Source organism: Nodularia chucula CCY0103, assembly GCF_963923915.1.
GTDB lineage: Bacteria > Cyanobacteriota > Cyanobacteriia > Cyanobacteriales > Nostocaceae > Nodularia > Nodularia chucula.
Map to the genome: position 1 here is coordinate 21,386 of NZ_CAWUOL010000031.1, position 24,805 is coordinate 46,190.

At 42.8% G+C, this 24,805-nt stretch carries 19 protein-coding genes and 1 pseudogene; 13 read left to right on the forward strand and 7 right to left on the reverse strand.

All coding sequences use genetic code 11. The annotated features are described in order from the left end of the window. Nucleotides 1-89: 89 nt before the first annotated feature. Nucleotides 90-1,916 (reverse strand): MobV family relaxase, encoded by a 1,827-nt coding sequence (gene mobV, locus ACM0OP_RS11035; RefSeq protein WP_414528452.1) that lies wholly within the window; start codon nucleotides 1,914-1,916, stop codon nucleotides 90-92. A gap of 371 nt (nucleotides 1,917-2,287) precedes the next feature. Here mobV and ACM0OP_RS11045 point away from each other — a divergent pair. The 3 genes and pseudogenes from ACM0OP_RS11045 to ACM0OP_RS11055 form a co-directional block, all read left to right on the forward strand. Continuing rightward, nucleotides 2,288-2,542, forward strand: a pseudogene (locus tag ACM0OP_RS11045) (four helix bundle protein); the annotation flags it as partial. Between the two features lie 1,283 nt (nucleotides 2,543-3,825). Continuing rightward, nucleotides 3,826-4,359 (forward strand): hypothetical protein, encoded by a 534-nt coding sequence (locus tag ACM0OP_RS11050; RefSeq protein ID WP_414528453.1) that lies wholly within the window; start codon nucleotides 3,826-3,828, stop codon nucleotides 4,357-4,359. Nucleotides 4,360-4,372: 13 nt separating this feature from the next. Beyond that, the gene (locus tag ACM0OP_RS11055; protein ID WP_414528454.1) at nucleotides 4,373-5,614 is read left to right on the forward strand and encodes a hypothetical protein; all 1,242 of its coding nucleotides are present in this window, start codon (nucleotides 4,373-4,375) and stop codon (nucleotides 5,612-5,614) included. 212 nt (nucleotides 5,615-5,826) lie between these two features. On the opposite strand, the gene ACM0OP_RS11060 is transcribed toward ACM0OP_RS11055, so the two are convergent. Continuing rightward, the gene (locus ACM0OP_RS11060; protein ID WP_414528455.1) at nucleotides 5,827-8,817 is read right to left on the reverse strand and encodes a DUF3987 domain-containing protein; all 2,991 of its coding nucleotides are present in this window, start codon (nucleotides 8,815-8,817) and stop codon (nucleotides 5,827-5,829) included. A gap of 402 nt (nucleotides 8,818-9,219) precedes the next feature. Beyond that, nucleotides 9,220-9,462: a helix-turn-helix domain-containing protein gene (locus ACM0OP_RS11065; protein WP_414528456.1), complete on the reverse strand. Its 243-nt coding sequence runs from the start codon at nucleotides 9,460-9,462 to the stop codon at nucleotides 9,220-9,222. A gap of 968 nt (nucleotides 9,463-10,430) precedes the next feature. On the opposite strand from ACM0OP_RS11065, the gene ACM0OP_RS11070 reads away from it, so the two are divergent. The 6 genes from ACM0OP_RS11070 (at nucleotide 10,431) to ACM0OP_RS11095 (ending at nucleotide 15,132) form a co-directional block, all read left to right on the forward strand. Beyond that, nucleotides 10,431-10,973 carry a hypothetical protein gene (locus ACM0OP_RS11070; protein WP_414528457.1) on the forward strand — a complete coding sequence of 181 codons (543 nt, stop codon included), beginning with the start codon at nucleotides 10,431-10,433 and terminating at the stop codon, nucleotides 10,971-10,973. A 12-nt stretch (nucleotides 10,974-10,985) separates the two neighbouring features. Next, on the forward strand, nucleotides 10,986-11,846 hold the full coding sequence (locus tag ACM0OP_RS11075; RefSeq protein WP_414528458.1) for a hypothetical protein: 861 nt from the start codon (nucleotides 10,986-10,988) through the stop codon (nucleotides 11,844-11,846). 171 nt (nucleotides 11,847-12,017) lie between these two features. Beyond that, the gene (locus ACM0OP_RS11080) at nucleotides 12,018-12,224 is read left to right on the forward strand and encodes a hypothetical protein (protein ID WP_414528459.1); all 207 of its coding nucleotides are present in this window, start codon (nucleotides 12,018-12,020) and stop codon (nucleotides 12,222-12,224) included. A gap of 15 nt (nucleotides 12,225-12,239) precedes the next feature. Next, entirely contained in the window at nucleotides 12,240-12,914 is a 675-nt protein-coding gene (locus ACM0OP_RS11085; RefSeq protein ID WP_414528460.1) for a hypothetical protein, read from the forward strand. 55 nt (nucleotides 12,915-12,969) lie between these two features. Further along, the gene (locus tag ACM0OP_RS11090) at nucleotides 12,970-13,554 is read left to right on the forward strand and encodes a hypothetical protein (RefSeq protein WP_414528461.1); all 585 of its coding nucleotides are present in this window, start codon (nucleotides 12,970-12,972) and stop codon (nucleotides 13,552-13,554) included. Nucleotides 13,555-13,710: 156 nt separating this feature from the next. After that, nucleotides 13,711-15,132, forward strand: a complete 1,422-nt coding sequence (locus ACM0OP_RS11095; RefSeq protein WP_414528462.1) for a hypothetical protein — start codon at nucleotides 13,711-13,713, stop codon at nucleotides 15,130-15,132. A gap of 18 nt (nucleotides 15,133-15,150) precedes the next feature. Here ACM0OP_RS11095 and ACM0OP_RS11100 read toward each other — a convergent pair whose 3' ends face one another. Then, nucleotides 15,151-16,122: a hypothetical protein gene (locus ACM0OP_RS11100; RefSeq protein ID WP_414528463.1), complete on the reverse strand. Its 972-nt coding sequence runs from the start codon at nucleotides 16,120-16,122 to the stop codon at nucleotides 15,151-15,153. Nucleotides 16,123-16,417: 295 nt separating this feature from the next. Beyond that, nucleotides 16,418-16,732 (reverse strand): hypothetical protein, encoded by a 315-nt coding sequence (locus ACM0OP_RS11105; RefSeq protein WP_414528464.1) that lies wholly within the window; start codon nucleotides 16,730-16,732, stop codon nucleotides 16,418-16,420. 828 nt (nucleotides 16,733-17,560) lie between these two features. Between ACM0OP_RS11105 and ACM0OP_RS11110 the strand changes: the two genes are divergently transcribed. The 4 genes from ACM0OP_RS11110 (at nucleotide 17,561) to ACM0OP_RS11125 (ending at nucleotide 23,428) form a co-directional block, all read left to right on the forward strand. Continuing rightward, nucleotides 17,561-18,385 carry a hypothetical protein gene (locus ACM0OP_RS11110; RefSeq protein ID WP_414528465.1) on the forward strand — a complete coding sequence of 275 codons (825 nt, stop codon included), beginning with the start codon at nucleotides 17,561-17,563 and terminating at the stop codon, nucleotides 18,383-18,385. A 196-nt stretch (nucleotides 18,386-18,581) separates the two neighbouring features. Continuing rightward, nucleotides 18,582-21,989: a CHAT domain-containing tetratricopeptide repeat protein gene (locus ACM0OP_RS11115; RefSeq protein WP_414528466.1), complete on the forward strand. Its 3,408-nt coding sequence runs from the start codon at nucleotides 18,582-18,584 to the stop codon at nucleotides 21,987-21,989. Nucleotides 21,990-22,051: 62 nt separating this feature from the next. Then, nucleotides 22,052-22,435, forward strand: a complete 384-nt coding sequence (locus ACM0OP_RS11120; protein WP_414528467.1) for a hypothetical protein — start codon at nucleotides 22,052-22,054, stop codon at nucleotides 22,433-22,435. A 9-nt stretch (nucleotides 22,436-22,444) separates the two neighbouring features. Continuing rightward, a complete protein-coding gene (locus ACM0OP_RS11125) occupies nucleotides 22,445-23,428 on the forward strand; it encodes a hypothetical protein (RefSeq protein WP_414528468.1) in 984 nt (327 codons plus the stop codon). Nucleotides 23,429-23,807: 379 nt separating this feature from the next. On the opposite strand, the gene ACM0OP_RS11130 is transcribed toward ACM0OP_RS11125, so the two are convergent. Beyond that, a complete protein-coding gene (locus ACM0OP_RS11130; protein ID WP_414528469.1) occupies nucleotides 23,808-24,359 on the reverse strand; it encodes a tyrosine-type recombinase/integrase in 552 nt (183 codons plus the stop codon). 93 nt (nucleotides 24,360-24,452) lie between these two features. Beyond that, nucleotides 24,453-24,805, reverse strand: a 353-nt coding sequence (locus ACM0OP_RS11135) for a hypothetical protein (RefSeq protein ID WP_414528470.1), incomplete at its 5' end; no start/stop codon positions are given.

Below are 24,805 nucleotides of genomic sequence, written 5' to 3' on the forward strand. Positions count from 1 at the left end.
CATAAATCGCACCACCTATTTGGGCTGCATACCATAACTATGTTGAAAAAGGCGTTTTTGATTTTGAGCGGGAGTAATTTTGAATTGGTTCAAAATTCCAGTCCCTGTCCAGGCTGCTGGTCACGCCTCTGTTGCTTTTGGTACTTTCTCCATGCACACAGCGTATCATTCCAATCTTTACCTTTTGGTTTCACTCGCATGGCATGATCATGATGTAACTGTTCCATGATCATTCGTGCCGTCTCATTCCCCAAATCATCATTGTCATAGGCTACTTCCACTACGGGAACAGTTTGCAGAAATTCCACTGGTAGACTTTTGTGGCTATCGACTGCCATGTACATTGTTCTGGTTTTGGGTATTCCTTGCTGAACTTCCATTTCCAGAGTAGCGAATGACATTGCCTCAATGGGGGATTTACACAATACAACTTTTTCAATTTCGCCGTTTGGTTCTCCGCCGAGTTTTAAATGAAACCACCCATCAGTACGCTTGGTTCGTTTCGCATATCCCTTAAAGGAGTTATCTTCCCCTTGTGTGCCTCTCAAAAATGCACCTGTGGTTTCACCATCCAAATTCCGCATTAAAAACACGGCGTTTTGTTGCTCGTCAGCGTAAATTAAACCTTGCTCATGAACGGCTTGGATAAAACTGGGTAGCAATTCTCGTTTCTGGGTAAGATAATTTTCGACTTTATGCCATTGTTGGTTATCCGGTGCTGGGGGTACAAATTGGGGTCTGGGTTCAAACTGTGCAATTTCAGTGGCGATTTTTTGAGCTTGGGCGATGACTGCCCTCTGTAACCCTCTTTCACCAAAGCCATCATACAGCCACGCGATCGCTTGCCGATAATTACATTGATTAACGTGCATCACCAAGTCAATAGCACCACCGCCGCCCCTTTCTTCACTGGGGTGAAAGTCATAGAATTTGGAGCCATTTATATTCATATTGTTACCCTGACCTCTCCATTTCTCCGGCTGTTTATGGTCACGGTCTAACCCCAACTGCCAAGCTACATCCTCCAGGGGCAAGTCCCGCAACTGTTCTGCCTGCTGGTTCCAGACAATTTTTTCATCCTCCAACTCCCCCACTCGCTGTTCTAACTGCTGCCGTAGCTTCTCACTAGCATTAGCTTTCTGTTCGGCGGCGCGTAATTGTTCTAGTAACAGCCTGCGGTCAGCTAACTGATGATTAATATCTTGAATTGCTTTATCAGCCTTGATGCGTTCGTATAATTGCTGTGCTGTTTCAGAAGGCTGGGGTGCAAATCGCTCTAGTTCCAAGCTCAGGGGTTCGCTGTTGACTGCTTGATAATATTTTTTAACTTTGGTGTGGGTGGCTTTACTGCCCTTCACTCCTCGTTCAATACCCAAAGGTGCAAGTGCAGCTGCATAACTATCTTGCAACTTGGATAATTTAATACTGGCTTGTTTGCCATCACCACCAAACATGGCCTTGTGGCTGAGTTGTTTGGTTTTGTCGTTGATGGGGATGATATAAGCATGAATGTGAGGAGTAACTTCATCCAGGTGCAATTCTGCCCTGACACACTTATCACCGTAATTCTCCAGCAGCCAGTTTTTTGAGGCGTTGGCAAAGTCCAACATCCGATTATTATCCCATTCGCCAGCTAGTGATGGATCATGAGGACGGAAGTATTCTGGGGATGCTGAGAGAAATATATCGCTACACAGCACTGCGTCTTTGCGTGGTTTGTGTTTTGTGCTGGTGGCTATTTTGGCTTTGACGATTTCGCTCAATGGTAAATCATCCAACTCACCAATCAACCTGATATTTTTTTTAGTGGGGTCGGCATTTGGCGTATCTTGAAGACGAGCAGTATGTTTCTCGCTACTGCCTACATTGCTGAAAGATTTGAGTTTTTCAACGCGCAGAATTGCTAAGGCTACCATTGTTTTTTTTAAAAGGGTGTGGGGGGTAGGGTGTAGGTTGTAGGGGAGAAGATGAGAGGAATTAGCATGAGTAAATCTCCAATAGCGTCTTATCAAGATCTACAAGTTTGGCAAGAGGGGATGAATTTAGGAGAAATTTGCTATTTAGTAACGAAAGCCTTTCCAAAAGAAGAAACTTATGGGATGACCAAGCCCCGTTGGGGCAGGGTGTGGGGTGTGGGGTGTGGGGTGTAGGTTCGAGAGAGCAAAGAGAACAACCCTTGGGTTTCAATCCCGGTTTTTCAAGACGATTGATTACATTTGTCAGGGTTCTAGCTCCGTCCAATGCCGGATTCACTACACCCTACGCCCTACCCCCCACACCCTTCTTTTTGACATCACAAATTCGCAGAGCGGCAGTATCTATTCCCGCCAATATTGCTGAAGGGTATGGACGAAGAACAAGAGGAGAATATATTCAGTTCCTATACATAGCTCAAGGCTCACTTAAAGAATTAGAAACACACCTAATTTTATCTAAACGAGTAAAACTTGCAGAAGCCCAAAATATTGACCCAATTCTTGTTCAGTGTCAATTAGTTGGTAGATTACTTCAGGGTCTTATTCGCTCTCTTGAAAACAAGTAAAATCCCACACCCTACACCCCACACCCTGCTCTTACCCCGAAGGGCTTACGCAACTTCTGCGTCCTGAGCGTAGCGAAGGATGGGCGCAGCCCACCCGCAGGGCGTAGAAGTGTAGTAAGTACCACCATTACCATGATACACCTGCCCGAAATCCATTTCCAGTAGTAGCCCACGGGGGGCGGTCAATGGTGCTTTCTGGGATTGTCTGGCATCTTTGGCGCGTTTACAGGTGTTTTTTACTACTAGACTACTGACTTTTCAACTGGCGATTCTAAGGGTTTTCTACTGGGGTTTTATTATCAATTAGTCTCAGTTAATGAGAATACAAATGCTGTTTTAGGGTCAATTTTCAGTCAAATTACTATCAAAAATACCTCTGTGACTTTTGGATAACAACTGGCTAATTCAACGTAGTTTCAAGGCTTTCGGGCTATTATATTCTCAACAACTTAAATTATTGACATTGTTCACGGATTTTCGGATTCACTCGACTTTTTTCAAAGACTGACACAACTCTTTTGTAACTAAAAGTATTATAAACGACTACAGAATAATTTTTTAACAGTTTTTTGAATTACATTTGCAACATCAATGTATTACTATATTCTCAATAATTTCTAGTTTGTTGAGAATACAGCTTTACAGCTAGCTGGTAAGTCATGTTTTAGGTAAATTATGGCTTCATAGGTAACTGTTAGGTCATTATCAAGAATCGTAGAATCATGCAGGAGTGCTGCTTATATGGCACGACAGCTAGCTAATAGGTCAATTTTTTGGCATAAAACATCACTACATCTAGCTGTTGTGCAAATGTATTCTAAGATGCTATTTCTATACTGACAATCTACTGTTAATCTATGTAAATAGTTGAATTTTTGAAGCCAATTATTTTTTTTGGTTTTTATTTAGTTTTTATTTGATTTTTATTTGGCTGTTGCAAATCCAAATAGAAATTTTTTTGGGCTGAAAAATTCTCAATTTAATTTTCAGCTTTTACTTTTGGGAAGTCTCACGAGATAACAATCTGATTTGATTTGGTAAATTCACTGGCGTGGTCAGGCTACTCTCAAAGGACACGGGTCAGAGAAAATTTCAGATAGATGATAGAGCGATGTGTACTAAATCTTATAAGCGCATCTCGCAGGGTATGCCAACAAAAATAAAAAAAGTAAAATAGCAGTTCTAGTTGGAAATATGTAGAAAGATACGATAAATTGTTTTCAGGGAATATTTTAAATATCTGTATCACTGCAAGTAGAACTTTCCAGAAGAAGATAAATGGTATGAGGAAAGAAACAATTGTAATCAGACGCAATCCCGAAAGTTTAGATGGCAGGATAATTAGCTATTTAAAAAATGCTCCACTGCATGAGGAACTGGATTTTTCTGAGTTAGTTATGTCTACTCTCAAAGCACATTGGTTGCCTTTGGCATTGTTCGATGAGGGTGTACGTGGGGAGAAAATGAGGCAGATTGGCATTCAGGCGATCGCTAAATTAGAAGCACAAATCAGTAACATTCGGCGAATTTGTGGCATTGCTCCTGACCCTGTTCACACCATACCAATAGTTACTCATCAGACATCCACAACAACATCAAACGATAACGCATCTACCTTATCAAACAATAACGCATCTACCTGGGGGATGATTTTAGATAATCAAGAAATAAATAACAACGGTCATAAAAATGCTCAAACCAATAATGAGGATAAGGCTGATGATAATTGGGATGACGATGACGATTGGGAATTAATGAATCTGCCACAGACTGAAGAAGAGAGAGACGCTAATCGAATACTAGGTTTTGGGCAATAAACGAGAGAAAACCATGACTGAAAAGCAAAATAAATCAAAAAATGTCAATAGGCTGGTCTTGACTTGTGATTTAGGTGGGAGTCAGACTAAAGCGATCGCACAAGTTTATCCAGATGGTATACCGATAGTATTGGCAATGTCCCCAGAAGTTGCAGATGTGAGCAAAGGCTCAATTGAGCGATTGATTCAACAAAATCAAGTTTTTCAGGGCAACACCACTTGCTTGGGATTGGGTGAAAAATACTATATATTAGGCACTTTAGCAAAAACTATGTTTGCGGGGACAGCAGCGATACGAGATTTAAAGTATCAGTATGCGCTACCCAAAATTGCGGGAATGGTGTGGCTGGCTTGTCGCAAATTTAACTTTGATTCTCCTCATGAGGTTTTCGTAAAACTTTTATTGCCTCCAGGGGAGTTAAATGATGGTGAATACTTGGCACAAGAGCTTAAACAAGTTTTAAAAACCGGAATATTTACGCCTACAGGGAAGCTAAAAGCTAAGTTACGTAATTTTGATGTTTCTGTTGAAGGGTCTGGAATTATGGCGTACCGTCGCCGTAATATCCAAGATAAATATTTTCAAAATAATATTGGGATGCTGATGTTGGGGTATCGAAATGCCAGTTTTTACCTTTCGGCAAAGGGGAATCCCGGTAAATCAGAATCAACTGAGTTGGGCATGAATTGGTTGTTAGAACAGTTTGTTGAACGTACTGCTGTGGGTTTATCTAAATATGATTCACGTTTGATTTGGGCTTTATTGGCAGCTGGTAAGGGCGATTTTGATGACCTACGTGCTTTATCACGCAAAACTACGGAGTCTGGAATAGAGTCGGACTTAAAGCTGTTTCAAAAGGTATTACCAGATGTGCGGGATGAATATTGCGGTGCTTTACTCAGATGGATCAGAAATATTGCGGTTTTGGATGAGATTGTGATTTGTGGTGGGACAACTGAGTTTGTCACTACTGAGTTAACTGAACATTTTGAGAATGAGGGCATACCGATTGTTTGGAATGGCAATGTGTCAATTCCAAAGAAGTTAGATACTCTTGATTTGGGGGATAGAGTAACTGATGTTTGGACAAGTCATATTAGCCACATTAAAATGTTGGACAAAAATTTAGGTCATGATCGTCAAGGAAGAACTTTAGTGCCAACCGATAATAACCAACCAACTTATTACAATGGCAAGGTTCCCGAAGAAGTATGGATACAAAAGGGTTTCACTCCCATGCACGAAGGGGTGTGATTTTTTAGCCAATGACCGAAGCGATTTTAGATTTTAAATTTTGGATTAAATGAAAATCTGAAATCTAAAATATTTGGTCTCAAGCCTCTGGGTTCACGCAGAAGAAAAACAAAAAGTTTTCCATGTTTAAGCCTCTTCTTTATAAGGAGAGGTTAATCCAAAATACTCGCTGCGCTGCGTACGCTTCGCTAACGTAAATCCAAAATCCAAAATTAAGTGACGCTCAGATATTCGGGTGCAAACCACAATTCTCTGCCGTCTGCAATCACCCTGCATTGTTCCCCATCAAAAGCAATCACCTCACCTGACATCCCATCAAAGCGTCCTCCAGCAGTAATCGTCACTGTTTTACCAATTAGATCCACTGGGGAATTTGATTGTGATTCTTGACACTCTACCTCTGTCAGTGCTTCAGTGAAATTTGATTGTAATTCTTGACACTGTATATCTGTCAGTGCTTCAGTATTATTTTGATTGTCTACGTAGACAATACCCGATTGTCTACGGTCGTGTAGACAATCTTTATCCTCGCTATAACAGGTTTCTTGGTAACATTCTGGGCTATTGTCTACATTGTCTACATCATTAAAGCCTTTTTCAAAGTTTGGTTTTTGAAATGCAATAAACCTTACAGAGCGTCCTTTACGTACAACTGACCCATAACCCATTTGAGCCATTTTTTCAAATAGGTCAGCAACGTAAGCCCCCGCTTCTCTAAGAGCCGCCTTAGCACGGTTTTGAATGGGGCGAGAATCTTTATAAACATCACGGGCGCTGATCCCATCAGGATGCTTACTCAGTGCCGCAGCGTGAATTTGCAACATAATTGATGCAATGTCATCGCTGGTGCTAATTTTTTCCTGCAAGATATGAAAGGCGCTGCGATAGTACTGGGCGAAGGTGACAGCCCGTTTTAAGGTGGCTAGGGACAGTGTTTTGATGTCAGTGGTAGATGGGCTGTAAAAACACTCAATCAGGTGTAAAGCCAGCGCTATCCGCAGGATGTGAGTATCAAGCTTGTTCATCCAGGTGCGGATACCAGCATGAGAAATCTGCTCGATTTGGTCGCCGATACTGTCAACAATTTTGGCAAAATACTTCTGAGCATCTGGCGCTATTTGGACTGTCTGTTCTGTTAAATTGTCCAGCCACTCATAAAGTACGGGCAGACGGTCTTTTAGCCGGCAGTAAGCCCCAGGAACATACTTTTTCTTACGTTGTTCGGGTACTGCAAACAAGAAACGGGCTTGCATTCCATTCCCGTCATTAGCATCTTTAAAAACTTTGCGGAAAACATCATTCTGGATGCCACCAGCCAGTGATACTGCTGTGCCAGCAATGCTATAACTGTTTTCAATGTCGGCGCGGTCAACAAATGTTGGTTTGTTGTCCCAAAGCTTCAGCACTAATTCTGTGGCCTCAGTTTCACTGCCGGAAAACTGATTTAGAGAACTAAACAGCCCTTTAAATTCATCCCGCGCCCATAATGAACCGTGGTTCCCTTGTTCTGACAGGCGTTTGAGGACTGATTGAATTGTGGCTACTTCAAACAGGTACTTTCTTAACCCTGGCTTTTCTGGTTCCTGGGCTTCAAAATCCCCAGCTTTTTCATACTGCACGATCGCTCGCTTGTAATCTTTAGCTTTTTCCTTATAATCTGCGTCGGCACGTAGCTGCATCTTCCTTAGCGGCCCAAAAACAAGGCTGTCAGCACGGGTTTTACCGCCGCCACTCGGCATAACGGTGCAAGTCCAGTTAATCGCAGGAATACCACCATACTCATCCAGTGTAAACGTCCCTGCTAATGACGATACGGCGGGCAACAAAGCCTGCCAAATCATCACAGGGTCAATATTCAGTTTTTCCGCATCATGCTTGATGTCGCGGGCTAGGGGCGCGGGTAATACTTCATCCCAGTTAATCCGAGTTTGGCTGTAATCCATTAAGGATTTCAGCCGGATTTCGTCTTCTGGTAATACTTCATTCACTTTTACTCGTTGACTGGAAACAATGCTTTCAAACAATTTCCGGTCAACTCTGTCTTTATACTGATGATAAAGTGAGTTAAGTTTTTGACGTTCAAAAAATTCTGAATAATTAGACTCGATAATGGTGTAGACATTGCCGACAATAGCCTGAATCATGCTCTCATCATCAACATTGGGTGTAGACAATGGCGTAGACAATAAGCCATTGTCTACGTAGACAATAGATTTTCTACTTAAATCAGATGTTGTACTGATATGATTTTGATACTTTTTCATCCAAGCTGCGTAACATCCTTGTAGCTTTTGATCATCGAGGCTGGGACCCTTGGCGATCGCGTCGGCTTTTCTCCACCAACCTTCGCGCTCCTGTGAACTGAGTGGCGGTGTGCAGCGATCGCAGAACACATCGTACAAAACCCTTGGTAGGTCTAGATGGTCAATTCCTAATTCATGGAGGCGACGAGATGTAGCAATCAGGTTCAGGCTCAGTTTCTGGGCTGCCATGTTGCGTCCACCATCGCCTGTACCATGCTCAATTAAGGCGCGGTCATCCTTACCCAAGAAAATTTCTAAGGGCGGGCGACCAATCACAGTGGGTGTTTGAGGTTTTGGAGTTGGTGCGGGCGCTTTTGTGGGCTGTTGATGGTTCAACATCAACGAAATCACCCAGTTTGGACATTTGGCCACCTCAATATCCTGGGGCGAGCGCACCCAATGATAACTACCTGTTTGTGGGTGTACAGATGGGGGGAGTACGCTTTGCAGCCCATTCCAGCGAAATTCTAGTAACTGCTCTTTACCGTCATCGTCCTTGACTCCAGTTTTGAGCTTGACTGTTTTTATTAGTTGCCAGTATTCCTCTGTGACAAAGTAAAGTAATTGTCTACGGCCTGCTTTGCCAGAGCTAAAAATTACTGTGTCGGGTAAGTCGCCATCAGAAAGCTTTTGTAGGAGTGCTTCTGCTGCGTGACCATCCGCATCAATGGCTAAAATTCCGCCTGATACTTCACCTGTGCGGATGCCGTAGCCAAAGGCTTTGCCTGATTGCAGTTCTTGAATCAGCGCCTGCTGTGTTAGTGCTGTTTCTCTTTGCCAGTTCTCACGATAAGGGCGCTTATTGTCTGTAACCGGGGTCAATGCCCAGTGAAGAGGAATTTGCTGTAAGCCGGAAATTAGGCGTGATGCGGTCGTTGGATTGATTTTTGTAGTATGCACTTTTTATTACTCCGAATTTTCTTGATAAATCCGGGTAACTCCTAAATGTTGCAATGCGATCGTAGAACTAGTTATCATAAGAACTGCGATCGCGGTTTATCTCGATAGAAAAAGGTTCTAGCCTCTCTATGCTCTAGGAGTTACCGCAATATAACAAATCGAATAATCTTGAAGCCGTTCTTAGTGCCTCCACACTCTGGGCGGCTTCTCGATTTTGCCCCTCTGGGCTACCGTGCCTATGACGTTTACGCCCTCCAGCGCTCGTATCATGGCTTAAACAAGGATTTAACTTCGTAGCATTTGTAGTGTTGTTCGGACGTGGTTGGCAGTCAATATCCAGTCTCAACTAGTGAGTCACATTCTCCCTCAAGACAGTCGTTTGGCTGATTTCCTTCGGTCAAATTACCTCCTTATTTTGTTGTACGCATCGCTGACTTCTTCTGGTGGAACCCACTCGATTAACTCGCTAGGCTGAACGCGATAAGTGTCACAAATTTTGTTCATCGCGGTTACGTGTGGAACTTGCCAGGGATTGTCATACAAAGCATAAGCTGTGGTTGCAGATAGCCTTGTATCTTTTCCAAATTGATAACGGGTAATGCCCCTATCATCAACAAACTGCTTGATCTTATTCTTAACTGGCATCAATAACAAGTAACTGATATTAACAGTTAATTTTCTTGCACTTTATCAACATTTGAAAGATACCAGTCAGTTGATAATTAGTTATAGTTGACATTATTAATAGGTTGATATTAATATAGTAGTGTCAAGGTTATCGATACGTCAATAACTTAAGGCAGACGTAAGTAAGACCCAAGCGCAAAACGCTAAGGCGAGTTCCTTTTGAGGGTTGCAAGGCTTGCAAACGCTGTTTTGACAGAATTCGACTACTCACAGCAATATCTGCGTGCGATAGCGAACGCGCTGCGTGTGCTTTGCACACGCTCATCTTCTGCGGTCGCGGTAATTGTGTGCGTCTGCATCATGACAAAGTATTGAGGCATATCAAGTGGCGCAATTACAAAGCAATCAGTGAACTACTAAACAAAGGAGAAACAATGCTGACATCTAATCAGATTAGGCGTTTACAAGCTACTGAACGCTTGCTCAAAGACATCCGAGATTCCGAGGAATTCAGGCAACTAGAATACTATCCAGACTAACGCTAGGTGACGCAATCCCAGCCCTGGGGGAACTACTAAATGAACACGAATCCCATAATAATTACAACCCCTTGAATTTTAATGATTTTGAAATAGTCAAGAGATACAGCCCTGCTCGTGGTAACGTGTTTGATTTCCGACCACCTTTTATGCAGAGTTAAGCAACGCCATCGCCAAAAACTAGGCTCATGGGTGCGTGTACGCCCTTGTAAACGAAAAGTGTCAGTATGTCTTAAAAGCCGACAAGCCCTGTTATTACGTGGTTATAGCCTCTACAAATGAGCCAAGAACATTTGTCTAAAGTCAATTTTCCAAGGTTATTGATAGTGCCTAGCTAATTTGGCGTATCAGGATAACTGTTTCTAGCTAATTTAGTCTGTCAAATAACCTGAATTTACGGATAGTCGGTCAATTCTATACACACTTAAGTAATAAAACAGAGTAAATGTGGCAACAAAAAGATATGTAACTAAGTATCGTCAACTCAGAGAAGTTTACGAACGCATTACAGGAAAAAGCATTTCAGATATCACTTGGTATCGCGTAGTTGCATCCTTGAAGCGATATTTCTCCCTAGAAATTGAATCCGCCAATGCTATGAGCATTGTTGAAACCTATGCAGGCATCAAGCGTAAATGTCCAGCCTTTTCCTTTAGAACCTCTGACTTTAGCGAACGCTGGCAAGCCTTTAAACACTTCTATGATGCCAAACACCTTCAATACACAGGTCAGCAATTCCTAGTCGCCCTCGCCGACTATCTAAAAATCAAGCTGGACGCTGTACCCCGTAGCACTCGTTATTACTGGTTTAGCCAAGCTGGGCTGAGTTATAACGCCCTTCACTCGTATCAGAGCCAAGATTTAGCCTTGGTTGCATTTGTCGCCACCCAATGGGCAATCAACAAGCGATCGCGCGATTGTGTGTCCGGTCATAGGCAATCGCCGCCCGTGAAATCTGCAAACAGCCAAGTTTTAACACTAGTTAAATAAGGAGCAATCACCATGTCTAATAAATTCACTAACAACGTCCGCGCTCGTTTATATAAGCAGGGTTATCAAGGATTCACTAAACACGATTACACAGAAGCCGCAATTGCTATAGAGTGCGATGACCTAGAAAATCCCACCAAAGAACAATTGAGTCAAGCCGTTGACTATCTTAAACTCAAAGTTCAAAGCCAAATATCTGTAGCTGATGAACTCGTTGGAGAAAAATTTCTCTCACAAGTCGAGTCTGAACAGGCTGAGACAACCAGGGAACCAGAGGCGGTAGCGATTGCAGAACCAGAGAAACAGATTGAACAAGAAAAGCCAGCGCTCGTTCCAGAAATCACACAGAGCGAGGGGATTTCGTTAAATGAAGAAACCCAACCACAGCCAAGTATAGAACAAAATGATCTCCAAGCGATGCCTGCGGCGAGCCAACGCGGAGCGTCTCTTCGAGAAGCGATCGCCTGTGAAGATGATCTTCCAGAAGCCACCGCCATTGAATTGCAAGAAACTTCTGAATTAGTTGCATCAACTGCCGAAAGCATGGGTATCGCACTAAACATAGAAGACGTTACAGCCATAGCGTCAAACTTCGATTATGCCAGTACAAATTCAGATGATGAACTGGAGGAGATAAAAGCTGCAATCACTGCCTTTGTACAGCATAAAGCAGCTTTGAGTAGGCAAAAGATTAATCATATTGTGCAAGAAGTTAAAGACACAATTCACCGTCATGATGCTGAAAATTCAGAACTATTAAACGAGGGGTTAAGGAGCATAAGCCAAGATATCAAAAGCGGTTCCGAACGCTTTCGCCAACAAACAAGACAAGCCCTCAAAGTATTTGCATTACCACCAAGTAAGGCAGGGTAAAGGCTTTGTTATCAGCTTTAATCCCTCAAAGGCTATGTACATCATTCTGCTAATTTCATCCTTGATAATGGCACTCTTAGCCTTTGATAATTACCGCTTTAGTCGTTACAGGATTACCCAACCACAACACAGATATTTCTCAGATCCAAATATTTACCTGGAGGTTCCAAGATGAGTAGCCAAACAGAATTAACCGACTTGGTTGAACAAGCGCTAGAGGTAATCGCAAAAATACAAAATCATCGTGATTTTAAGTCAATAGAATACAGCCCTGATCTAACTTTAGGAGATGCCGAGCAAGCTTTAATCGAACTGCGTTGGAACATCCCCCAACCTCCCCTAAGTTATATTTTTAGCCTTGAAGGTTTCATCAACTAATAGGAAATAAACATCATGGATCATAAGAAATTAAATCCAGCGAAGTCTCCACAGCTAAAAAACCACGTTGCACCTAAAGGCAGACGGTTACAGCAAGCGCTCAAAACTAAATTTGGTGTTACACTCAATGACTTTGATAAGGCTTGTCAGGGCGATTTAGCAAGCGCTCAGAAGATAGGTGAAATGGCTAGACAAGGGGCAATGTATAAAGAATTTGCTCCTAAGATTGCGGAACTGTACAGCGACATCATAGAGGGGACAGAAGCCTTTAATCAGGCACAAGCTGATATCCTCCAAAATGCTGGTAAATCTGCCATTAGCATCGATAAAGCAGCAGCTAAAACACAGCTGGCAAACACTAAATACGGTCATGAACGGTCAGAACTAGCCCTAGACTTTTACACACAGAAACAAGCTGAAAATAGCCGTCATCAGTACGCGATGAACATGGCACAAATTAAGGGTTATATCGATGCACATCTGGTACGTGTTGATAGGCAAGTAGCAATTCTAGAACAGACACAACGCCCGGAAATTAAGCAGATTGCCAGCGATGAACAGCAGCAAAGGAGAGAAACTAACGAGGCACTAGATAGGGGTGATAATGCCCGATTTGACCTGATTCCAGAGAAGCAATACACGGGAATAAAAGGTAAATTACTTGAGATGAAAGCTGCTTTAGGCTTCTAAAAGAATCCCCTTGTTGGGACACCAGCAAGGGGCAATTACAATACTATTCACAGTCATGATACCACCCTCACCACCTGACTTAGACAACTTCCTAGATGCTGAGGAAACAGAATTAAACTCAGAAACAGCGCGGTATCTTGCACACATTGAAAGTAAGCTGTATGCAGATATTCAAGCTAGAAAAAGGATAGATGCTGGGTTATTATTCCTCGCTTGTCAGTTCAGTTCATGCAGTTTAAGTTGGTTGTTATTTCACCTCCAAATAAGCTTGAGTATCATTCAAGTATTTAGTGCGTGTTTAAGTTTATTACCCGGATTAATCGACTTTGGTGATAGCTTTAGATTTTCAATTACTTCGGAGTCTTGGCAGTTTGATTTAGGACAAAAACCTTTAATTGGGATTATTAAAATTGCTATTGGTGGCGTGGTATCGGCACAAGGTACAGCCAAGATAACTAAAGAAGTTTTTACTACTCAAGAGAACATCCAGAACACATACAAACAGATTAGAAGCCGTGAGGGGTATGGTTTCCAGATGCCTAGCGTAGGGTTATCTTTGTTAATTGCATTATTAGCAGTTGCAACAGTTGGATTATTTAAAAAAGTTCAAAATACAGGGGAAACGAATGAAGAAGTTTAGAGGTTTTATTAACTTCTGGGTAGGTGGTTTAATCGGTGTGATTTTCCTTAATTACTTGGCAGTGGGGTTTATAGATTTTGTATTTAACATCCAATATTTACTGAATTGGTTACAACATAATGAAACAGTTCAAATATTACTAAGGATGATTTTTCGATGAATGAAATTAAGGAATACAATACCCGACTAGCTAAACAAAGGAAGTCAACAACTACGCTAGTCGGGTTTTTATTGGCGTGTGGTTTTGCTTCATCTCTACCAATGTTTAGTGATTCAGTCAAACACCAGGAGACGCTGTACTGTCTCACTAACAGTAGTTGCAAAGGTAGCGATATTAAGCGCGGTATTAGTTGGATAATTGACCGAGAACGGCGTAATTATACTTTCGATTCCAACATTAAAATATTACGTTTACTACCTCCAGAAGATTCCACAGCTATCTACTGGGGTGTTGCCTCAAGTGCATTACTTTTATCAGCTTATGGCATATCCAAAGCACTCACAGACTACCAAGAAAAATCAATTCATAGTCAATTCAAACTGCTGAAAATTAGGGCTTTAGAAAATGATTTAATTGAATCTACACACCTAGACATATTCAATTTCAGTAAGCAAAATCAAGCCCAATTGACTAAGGAAATTATTGCTAGGGATACAGCAGGGGCAATTGACCAATTGAAGTCTGATGGGGAGAAACAACTGGATCATCTTAATGGTCATCTACAAGGTGAAGTCGCGTTAAAATCACACCAATTACAGTTATCAGAACTGGACAAGGAAACTGCAAAAAACCACCTGGAAACAGCCGAGATTAACCGCAAACTTGACAAACTGAATAAACCGACTGGTGACACTGGGACTGCTACCCAATCCCCCAACGACACGCTAAAGAATGCCCTGATAGATGCTTTAAAAAGTCACGAAGACGGGTATTTATGGACAATTATAAACAGCTTAAAACCATTGTGGTTGATTGGTAATCAAGGGTCAGGGAAGACTTATACTGCTGGTGCGATCGCACTAATTAGAAAATACTGCCTTGATGCACCAGTACACCAGCTTATTGATAGACACGCCACTGGTGATAATGCTGAGGTGTGGAAACTGCTACAAGCTTACACACTAGCTGAAACTGAAGAAGATATCAGCACCGCTTTTGAAGATTGCTGTGATAGGTGGCTGCAACGGATTAAGCAAAAGCCAAAGACTAAGCAGCAGGTGATTGTGGATGAATTTACAAATCTGAAATCACTTTGTGGTGATACGGCGATCGCATTCTTCAAAATGTCCCTCACCGACACCCGCAAAGCCAAGGAGTATTTGCTAGGAATTACCCATAATGCCACCAATGAATCATTCCCAGATGGTACAGCATCAGCCCGGAAAGCCGGAACTATCCTACTAGAGAAGTTTAGCGCCAACGGTGAAACACCACTATCTAGGGTAGTTGTCCGCTATGGTCTGGTTGACGAGAACGGCAATAATTTAGAAGATGTTGAACACTCACTACCAGACTGGATGCACCCTGAACGCATTTACCAGCACTTCAACGGTAAGCCAATTAACTTTGAGGAATAGCAATGAAAGACGACACGATTAAGATTTCAAAGGAATATATTTCTCAACATTTGAATCCATCAAGCGGATAAATACGCGACTCAAATCTAAATCGGGAAAAGGATTTTCAAAAATATCTCTAGCATGAAAACCCGATGTATTTTTTATAAAAATAATTCTTCGCTCTTTTTGTGGTACAGTAACTTTCTCTTCAGATTCTTTAATTTTGTTTTTAAGATAATTAAAGAATTGCATGATTGATTCAGAGTTTTTATCTACATTGACAGAACCATTCAAAAATAAACGTAGCTCCCCATGTTCATTCCTGCCAATTAGTGAAGTCTTAATAGTGTCGATTCCATATCTTTCAAAAGAACCATCTGCACCTTTGAATACACTAGGAGTTATTTGCACAACTGCTGCTTTTTTTTCTTCTTCAGAAATTAGCTGGTCTAAACTATCAAGAGAAATACTTGAAGATTTTACCCAGTAGAAATTTCCGGGATTTTCATATCCTATAAATAGATTCACTAATCCAATATATTTTGGGATTGAAACTGTATTTTCATCAATTAGACCATCATTGTGGAAACCTAATTTTGCATCAGGTCTAATTTCTTCAAATCCTGCACCATTTAACTTATCACTATCACTGTGTGACGCTTCATGCAAAGTAAATGGCATCAAATCAATAGGACTAATATTTGGGTCTGCAAATCCCTTAAATAACCCCATAAATAGCCCAACAATCAGCAATGCATCGTCAGCAGCATCTAATTCACTTATTTCTGGTACATCAATTACTGCTATACCTTGATTAGCAAGTTCAGCCTCAATTTTCTGCATATCAGATTTAAAAAAGTCGCTGACGTATTTGGCAACGTTATCCTGTAAATCCTTTGAGCGATAGGCATCAAGGGTTTTAGAAGCACCTAGTATAGTTACTAGTTTGGCTCTAAAAGAGATTGTATTTTCTTTAGATAAAAATATGATGCTTGGTGTTGTAGACATTTGAGTAAACTTTGATGTGAAAAAAATTAGATGAAAATGGGGTAGTTGTAGTGGTATGTTCAGCCCCTTGCAAGACAAGTTTAAGCCTTCTAAAAAACTTTTCTTTTTTCCGAGACTACATTCGGGAGTAAAAATACAATACTTTCCTCTCAAGAGAGGTACACATATTAATAAGTGGGCATTCTTTTCAAGTGGACAAGAATGCCTACTTGTTTGTAATTTACTAAATTAAAAAATGTTCTATTTCTACTCCCAGTACCTAAAACATAGAGAAGTGAATCTCCTTAAATCTGTTTTAGCGTGGTAGTTTTACACTACATTCGGGACTAGAACCATTTCTAGTCACAGTACCGAAAGAGCGCAAAAGCGAATCTGCTTGAATCCGCTTTAGAACGGTAGTGTTGTTTAACACAGTAGTCTTATTTACCGTTGCAGCTTCGTTTACCGCAGGAGCTTTGTTTACCGTTGCAGCTTCGTTTACCGCAGGAGCTTTGTTTACTATTGGATGTTGATTTACATCTTGTGAAGCTACAGCTACCCCCGGTATTACGGTAGTTGCAGCAACAGCAACTACAGCTCCCAAAACTGACATTTTTTTGTTTGTAGACATTGATTTTATTTCCAAAGTTTTAATGTACAAAAATCAAGGGAATTTCAGTTGACCCACTTATTCAGTAGGTCTGCTTTATTTCTTTTATGCAGTTCTGCTTGGTAGTCGTTGGAATCATTGGAATACTTCATGGTCAGGTGTCTCCTGGTGAGTAAATAAACTCTATGTCTGCACCGATTCCAAATTTTTACTGAAAGGTTGAGTTTGAGAATAGACTTAGCTCTATGCCCAGAGCAGAGATGACATAGATTTATCTATATGTGCCAGTTGGCTGCTACATCCGTCAACTTCTAACGACCCTTAACAGTTGACACATAGACACAAATCTATAAATAAGTGCAATTATTACTCTACTCCCCTATATATGGCAATTTTGCAGAACCTAAAATAGCTGTAATTACTACTGCACAGCGTATTCATGGCTAACATTGTACAAATTATCGAAATAGTGTCTCCACGAATAATCGTCGTTCCAGATATTTTAAAATTTCTTAGCGTACAAAAAACCCGAATCGGCACGTTGCCCCCTATAGGTTTGGGAGAGTCTCATTAGTCCTTAGACGATCTAAGAATTGCATTTTGAGACATAAGTGGATTGGATATAGGACATTCTTCTCAGCTAGATAAAGAGATAGTAAAGTGTTTGTGAATTTTAACTTTCAGGCTTCAACCCAACCCTTAGCGATAGCGCTCACTGTATAATAAGTGGCATTGCCTCACCACTCTTCTATTGAGGAAAAAGTCATGATATCGCTGACTTGGCACTATAAATTGACCATTTAGATTTTATACAACATTTTTGATTTTCAAAAACACAGGAGTGAATTTATGAATGCTAATCGATCAAGTAAGGATGGGCAATTAACTCAAGCGGCTTTTGCATTAGTACAGGCGCTCAATCAAGTTGCAGATGAAAATTTGCCAGGGAAACTAGCTGGAATAGTAAAGATGCATGCAGGAATTGGTGTTGGGTGTGTCTTCATTCCAGTACCTGGCGCAGATTTATTTGCAGCTTTTGGTAATACATGGACAATGTATGTGCGGATCAACAGAGAGCTTGATCTGCCTTTTACCAAAAGCTTTGTCAAAAGCATTGCGACAGGAATCTTGTCTAATTTGGCATCAAATGCAGCCATATTAGCAGTTATTGGATTTGGATCTGCTCTCAAGATTTTGCCTGGAGCTGGAACTTTTGCCTCTTATGCTGTTATGAGTGCAACGGTTTATGCTGCTACGATCGCAGCAGGCTACATCTACATGAAAGCTCTTGCAGCATTACTTAAAAACAAAGGTGCAGGACAAGTTAAGGAAGAAGATTTCAAAGCAGCAGTCGCCACAGTCATGGAGGATAAAGCAACTGTTCAGTCAATCTTTAAGTCTGCGAAGGAAAGCTACAAGCAAGCTGATTCCAATTTAACTGAATTAGCTAAAGAACTAGGGGCACTGAAGCAGAAGATGCAAGAAAGTGCAGTCACTTCAGACCAGATAGATGCTGTCGAGGAAATTGCATTAGCAGAAATGGCTGCACAGCGAAACGATCTGGAAAAAACATTTAAACGGCTGAGGAATGCGGGTGATTGGGCGTTGGAAAATGCAGACAGATTAGAATTGAGTCTTGCAGCAGCGGCACTTAGAACAGCACTCGGTCAATAGCTTTGCGCTCTGAGAAATCAGAGAACCCCTTGATGACTCTTAATAGCTGTGACACAACAGTTTCTAACTCATTCATTAGATATGGGAAATTAATTTTTTGCATTTCTTAAAGCTTCCTTTGGCAGATTAGTTATGTACTCCGAATGGATCTAATGAGCATTAAGTATGCGATGAAAGATATTCAAAGGTAAGAGTAATGGACGAACAGCAGCTACAGGCATATACAAGCTTCATCGAACAACTTCTGAATTGCTCAGAAGAGGAAGCAGTAGACATTGTGATGGCGAACTGGCAACTTGTTGATGCAGGATTGCTAGCAGTGATGGAGCAATATGTAGAGCGCCTACAACATCAAGCACCTCATCATGCACAGCGATTGCAGCAATATATTGCATATCTATCACAAACTTTGCAAACGGTCACGGCCTTGTTCACACCAGCAAAAGATCCAACACAGTTTTTACTAGAGACATTGTTGCTAGTTGATGAGCATAAAAACAATCCAAAATACCTCTATTCGATATGGGGGAATCAGCAGCCGCAAATGCTTGCTTTATTGGATGCTTTTCCGCAAGCTGCGGCACAACTTTATGAGGGAACAGAACAACGTCAGACAATTGCATCAATACTGCGTAACTTTGGTCTTTTGATAGGGCAATTTCCACTAGGTATTCGATGGCTGAACTTGGAATTAGGGATTGCAGCTTTTGAACAAGCTCTACAATTCTATACCTATGAAGACTTTCTATTAGAATGGGCAGAGATTCAGAATGCTTTATCTAATCTCTATCTCTATCGTATTCGAGGAGAGAAACCAGAGAATGTCGAACTGGCAATCACATCTGCTCGACAAGCACTGCAAGTCTATACTCGCAATGAGTTTGCAGAAGACTGGGCGAGAACTCATACGAACCTAGCGATCGCCTACCTTGAACGCATTCGAGAAGATCAACAGGACAATCTAGAAACATCTATTCAATTTGCAGAGCTTGCACTGCAAGTCGTTACACCTCACAATTTTCCAAAAGGATGGGGCGCTGTAAATAATTGTCTAGGCTCTGCTTACGCGCGTCTGCTGCGAGGAGAAAGGTCAGAGAATCTGGAAAAGGCAATCGTTGCTTATGAAAAAGCCCTCGAAGTGAGAGTTGATGATGCTTATCGCCCAATCTCGGCATTGGTACTTCATAACCTAGCTGCTGTCTACTATGATCGAATTCAAGGAAACAAAGCAGAGAATCTTGAATATGCCATCTCACTCTATAAAAAAGCTTTGCAAGTCCGGACTCGTGAAAGGCTTCCGGAGCAATGGGTATTAACGCAGTTGAATTTGGCAAATGCATATTTCGTCCGCATTCGCGGAGAAAGAGCAGATAACATCGAACGTGCAATTGCAATTTATGAACAGACCTTGGAAATTGCTACAAAAGAGACCTTTCCGTACTCTTGGGGAGCGATTCATCTCAACCTCGCACCTGCTTACATTGAGCGCATTCGAGGGAAAAAGTCGGACAATTTTGAACAATCGATCACAGCCAGTCAAAATGCATTGCAAGTCTTCACTCGCGATGCTTCTCCACGGTGGTGGGCGAGAGCTTTAGTGAATTTAGCAAATGCTTACCGTGATCACCTTTATGGAGACAAAACAGAAAATATCAACCAAGCCATTCTGAAGCTTGAACAAATCCAAGAAGCTTTCACTCGCGAAAGCTTTCCAGAAGAATGGGCGACCGCGCAAGTTAATCTTGCGACTGCTTACTTTCAAAAATTGCGAGTGACACAATCGGATAAGTTTGAACAAGCGATCGCAGCTTATCAAAAAGTATTGGAAGTTTATACTCTACAAGCATTTCCAGAACAATGGGCAACGGTTCAATATAATCTTGCGCTTGTTTACAGTGAGTGTAATCCAAGTAAAACCGTAGAAGCGATTGCTGCTTGTCAAAGGGCATTAGGAGTTTTTACGACTAGTACTTTTCCAAAACAGTGTCGGAAGACTGCCCAATTACTTGGCGATCTTTACTCTCAACAACAAACCTGGGCACAAGCGGCAGATGTTTACCGTACTGCACTTGAAGCAGCAGAAATCCTTTACCGATCCTGCGTTTTCCTAGAAGGCAAAGGAGCAGAATTGAAAGAGAATTCTAATTTATCACGTTGCGCTGCTTATGCTTTTGCTCAGAATGGGCATCTCCAAGACGCGATCGAAGTGCTAGAGCGAGGTCGTGCCCGTGGACTTAGTGAAAGCCTCGACAGAGATCGAGCTAATCTAGCTCAACTTCAGCAAGTTGCACCCCTGCTGTATCAGCAATATCGGGATATCACCCAGCAAATCCGTGATTTAGAGAATCAACAGCGGAATCAAATGGTTTCTAGTGAGCGTCATCATACGATTCCAGAAACTGATCGTAATTTTGCTTCAAGTTTGTATCAGAACCTAGACCAGATCATCGATGAAATTCGTCAAGTTGAAGGATATGCAGACTTTCTGGCTCCATTGAATCTAACTGATGTTTGGAGCGGAATTCAGCCCAACAACCCTTTAATTTATCTTGTATCTACTCCTGTAGGTAGCCTTGCTCTAATAGTCACTTCATCTGAGATTACTGAAATCTGGCTAGATCAACTCAATGAATTTAGCTTAATCAACGAACTTTGGGGCATTTGGTTTGATACGTATATTCACCGTAGAAAAAATCGTCAGGGCTGGTTTGATGCAATCGATCAAATCACACATCAGCTTTGGCAATCCCTGATGGAACCAGTCGTTTATCATCTCAAAGCCCAGCACTTCACCCAAGCCATCTTGATCTCCACAGGCTTCCTGAGTTTCTTGCCCCTTCATGCAGCTTGGACAGAAGAGCCAAGCAGTCCAATCGGGCGACGCTATGCGCTTGATGAAATTCATTTTACCTATGTGCCAAATGCTAGATCGCTCTCTGCTGCTCAGGCGATCGCAACTCACACCCAATCCGATTTAATCCTAGCGATCGACGATCCCCGCAACGATCTCCCCAACTCAGCACGGGAAATTGAAGCTGCGATCAAGAACTTCTACAAACCCACAATTCTGCAACACTCCGAAGCCACGATCAATACTGTGCGATCGCAACTGCCCCACCATGCGATCGTCCACTTCTCCTGCCACGGCACTGCCAACCTCGACGACCCACTCAACAGTGGACTTCTGATGAGCGATGGACTGCTCACCTTACGAGATATTCTGGCGCTGAACCTGAGCGAACAGGGCGGCATCCGGCTTGCCATCCTTTCTGCCTGCGAAACTGGACTCTCCGGAGTCGAAAATGCTGATGAAGCTATCAGTCTTCCGACTGGACTGCTGCAAGCTGGAGTTGCCGGAGTTGTCGCTTCTCTCTGGGCAGTTTCTGACCTCAGTACCCGACTGTTGCTTGTCAAATTCTACGAATTGTGGCGCGAGGAGAAGTTACCTCCTGATCAAGCACTACGTCAAGCTCAAATCTGGCTCAGAGATAGCACCGATGGCGAAAAAGAAGACTTCATTCCTGATTTCATTGCGCTTGATAGAAGCGATCGCAGTTTTACACACCCATACCACTGGGGAGCTTTCAGCTATACCGGAGTCTAGCAGCTATACGTTTTAAATATCCCCCTCGTTTTCCTCTCTATCTTTAATCTGAAAAAACTGATATGCCACAAATTAGCGATTTTCTTGATGCGGCTCGCACGATCCGTCCACTATTGCCCACATTAGTTGATACTGAAACTGCTCAACAGATTGATCAGCAACTCTCATCCACCTTGAATCAGAGTACAACTGATGATAGAACCACTGCGAAAGCAATCCGCAATATCCTTCAGAGTTATCCTCCCACGCAAGCTTGGCTGACAGAGTTCCTCAAGACTGAACCGACTCAAAGAAGCTTTCAATCCTTGCTCGGAGGTCTAGACCCGAAATCCGCGACGAAATATATTTGTCCCAGTGGCAACGACTACACTTGGTATCGGGAAGCCAACGAAGAAATTCCTCTTTGCCCCTATCATCTCGTTCGCTTGGTTCCCGCCCCACTATAGGATAGTTCCATGACAGCAAAAGTTCTGGAAAGCTTCGGTGGCAAACTTGCCGAACAGTGGGTTGCCACACTGCTCACCCCAGCCTTCATCTTTTGGCTGGGTGGCTTTGTCACAGCCATTCAACGGTTGGGCTGGAACACATTAGTAACCCGATATACGGCTTACAAAGAACCGCTCCAAATTGCCATTTTAGTCGGTGCCCTGTGCATTGTTGCCGCCACTGCCTTCGCCGTACAACGCTTCGATACCCCCATCATTCGGTTCCTAGAGGGCTACTGGTATCCCTGGCTGCGACCTGTTCGCCAAATCCGCATTGCCCATTATCGTCAACACAAACAAGCTCTCATCCAACAGAGCCAAACCCTAAGAACCCAAGAAGCTGAACAAAAAGCCAGATTTCAAGCCCTCAAAACCATCATCGAAACCCAAGGAGCCGACAGCCTCACCCTAGCCGACAAGGATGAGTATCGCCAACTCAACGAACAACTCCTCACCCCTACCCAGCAAGAAAACCTGGTACGAATTCGCCTCGCTCTCCACAACCTACCCGCGAATACTGACTTGATGCCCACCCGCTTGGGCAATATCCTGCGTACCGCCGAACGCAGACCCCTGGAAAAATATGGCTTAGATGCGATTATTTGCTGGTCGCGCCTCTGGCTCCTCCTGCCTGAAGCCGCTAAAAAAGACCTCCAAAATGCCCGCGCCGACTTGAACAACGCCGCCCGCCTGTGGCTCTGGAGCATCTTGTTTCTGGTCTGGGCAGCTTTTGGGGCTTGGTGGGCTATTCCCTTGGGTATTCTGTCAGCCCTATTTGCTTACTACAACTGGGCGATCGCCGCCGCCACAACCTACGGCGACCTGATTGAAGCTAGCTTCGACCTCCACCGCCAACTCCTTTATCAAGCCCTGGGTTGGAAGAAACCTGATGACCCCAACGAAGAACGTCGAGTGGGACAGCAACTAACCGACTACCTGTGGCGCGGATTTTGAAGGGGCGATCGCGCGGAGCGCACCTGGAGGAGGCGATGATCGCACGCATACTTAACCGCTAGAGGTTTTATAGAAACCAGGGAAGCAATGCCTGCGGAGATCGCTTTGCACCATCGCATCCACTGAGCATGAAAAATTTCCCGCTTGACACAGCCCAAATTTGATATCAACAATTGAGCTACCGAGGGTATAGAAGCCAGTGTAGACAATTTGGTAGTGAGCCACCAGAGAAAAACCCCTTCACTGCGACCCCAACAGCTGCATAATAGAGACGGTATTGCAAAAGTCCCTTTTAGATACCAAAAACTCCAACGGGGCATAAGCTGTAACACTACCCCAACATACAGTTTAGATGCTGGTATAGAAGACAGTATAGAATCTAAAACCCAATCACAGAAACAGCTTTCCGCTTCTGCTCAGGCGTAACCTCCAGATAACGCTGCAACGTCCCCAGGTCGCTGTGACCAGAGATTTCTTGAATAGTCCTCAAAGGTATGCCAGCGCTGGACATCTGGGTGAGAGCCGTTCGCCTAAACGAGTGCGTACTAACTCCCTCCACCCCAATCCGGTTGCAAGCAGCCCGTAAAATCTTATCAGCCATAAACCGAGTCAGCCGTTCAGTCACACCGCGCATACCGGGAAACATCATCTCCCCTGGGGGCTGGTACTCCGCCAGTATTGCCGCTAACCCTGGAGGGATGTCTACAATCCGAGTTTTGTGCTTACCTTTGGTGGTAGACTTGCGGAAAGTGATGGTTCCAGATTTGATATCAGTCATTTTGAGAGCCAAAGCTTCTGACACGCGACAACCAGTGAACAAGCAGATGCCAAACAGAGCGCGATCGCGTGGGGTAAGTAGCCCTTCTGTAAACAATCGCCTCAATTCCTCTTGGCTGAGTATTTTGCCTTGTCCGTTGCCGCTAACCTTCATCTTGACTACCTTCTAGGGGGGTACACGATTGGTGTCAATCGTGTAACGAGGGACTAAAAGTATTGTACCTTCGTTGGGGAGACGAAGGCGATATCAAACCATCAAATCCAACTTATCATTCCCTGGGGCTACAACCTGCATTCTGTCGTTGAATGATAAAACTTGCTTATGATTGCAGCACGATGACCAACTACAGGTATAATCCGCCAACTGCTTTTGCACTAAGATTAATTGGTACTTTGAACAGGGCGCAGGCGATATGTGGGGGCAAGCGATCGCTTCGGTCTTCTGTTCCAGTCGCTGTTGTGAGCTATCATCTAAATTCTGAACTTGTTGAGTATCTTGTTGATTGGCTTGTTGTTTAAATACAGTAGTGGGGCGGTGATTATCTAGGGTGGCCGCCGAGATACGTGCAAAATGGGACACGTTGTAAAGTTTTGTTAAGA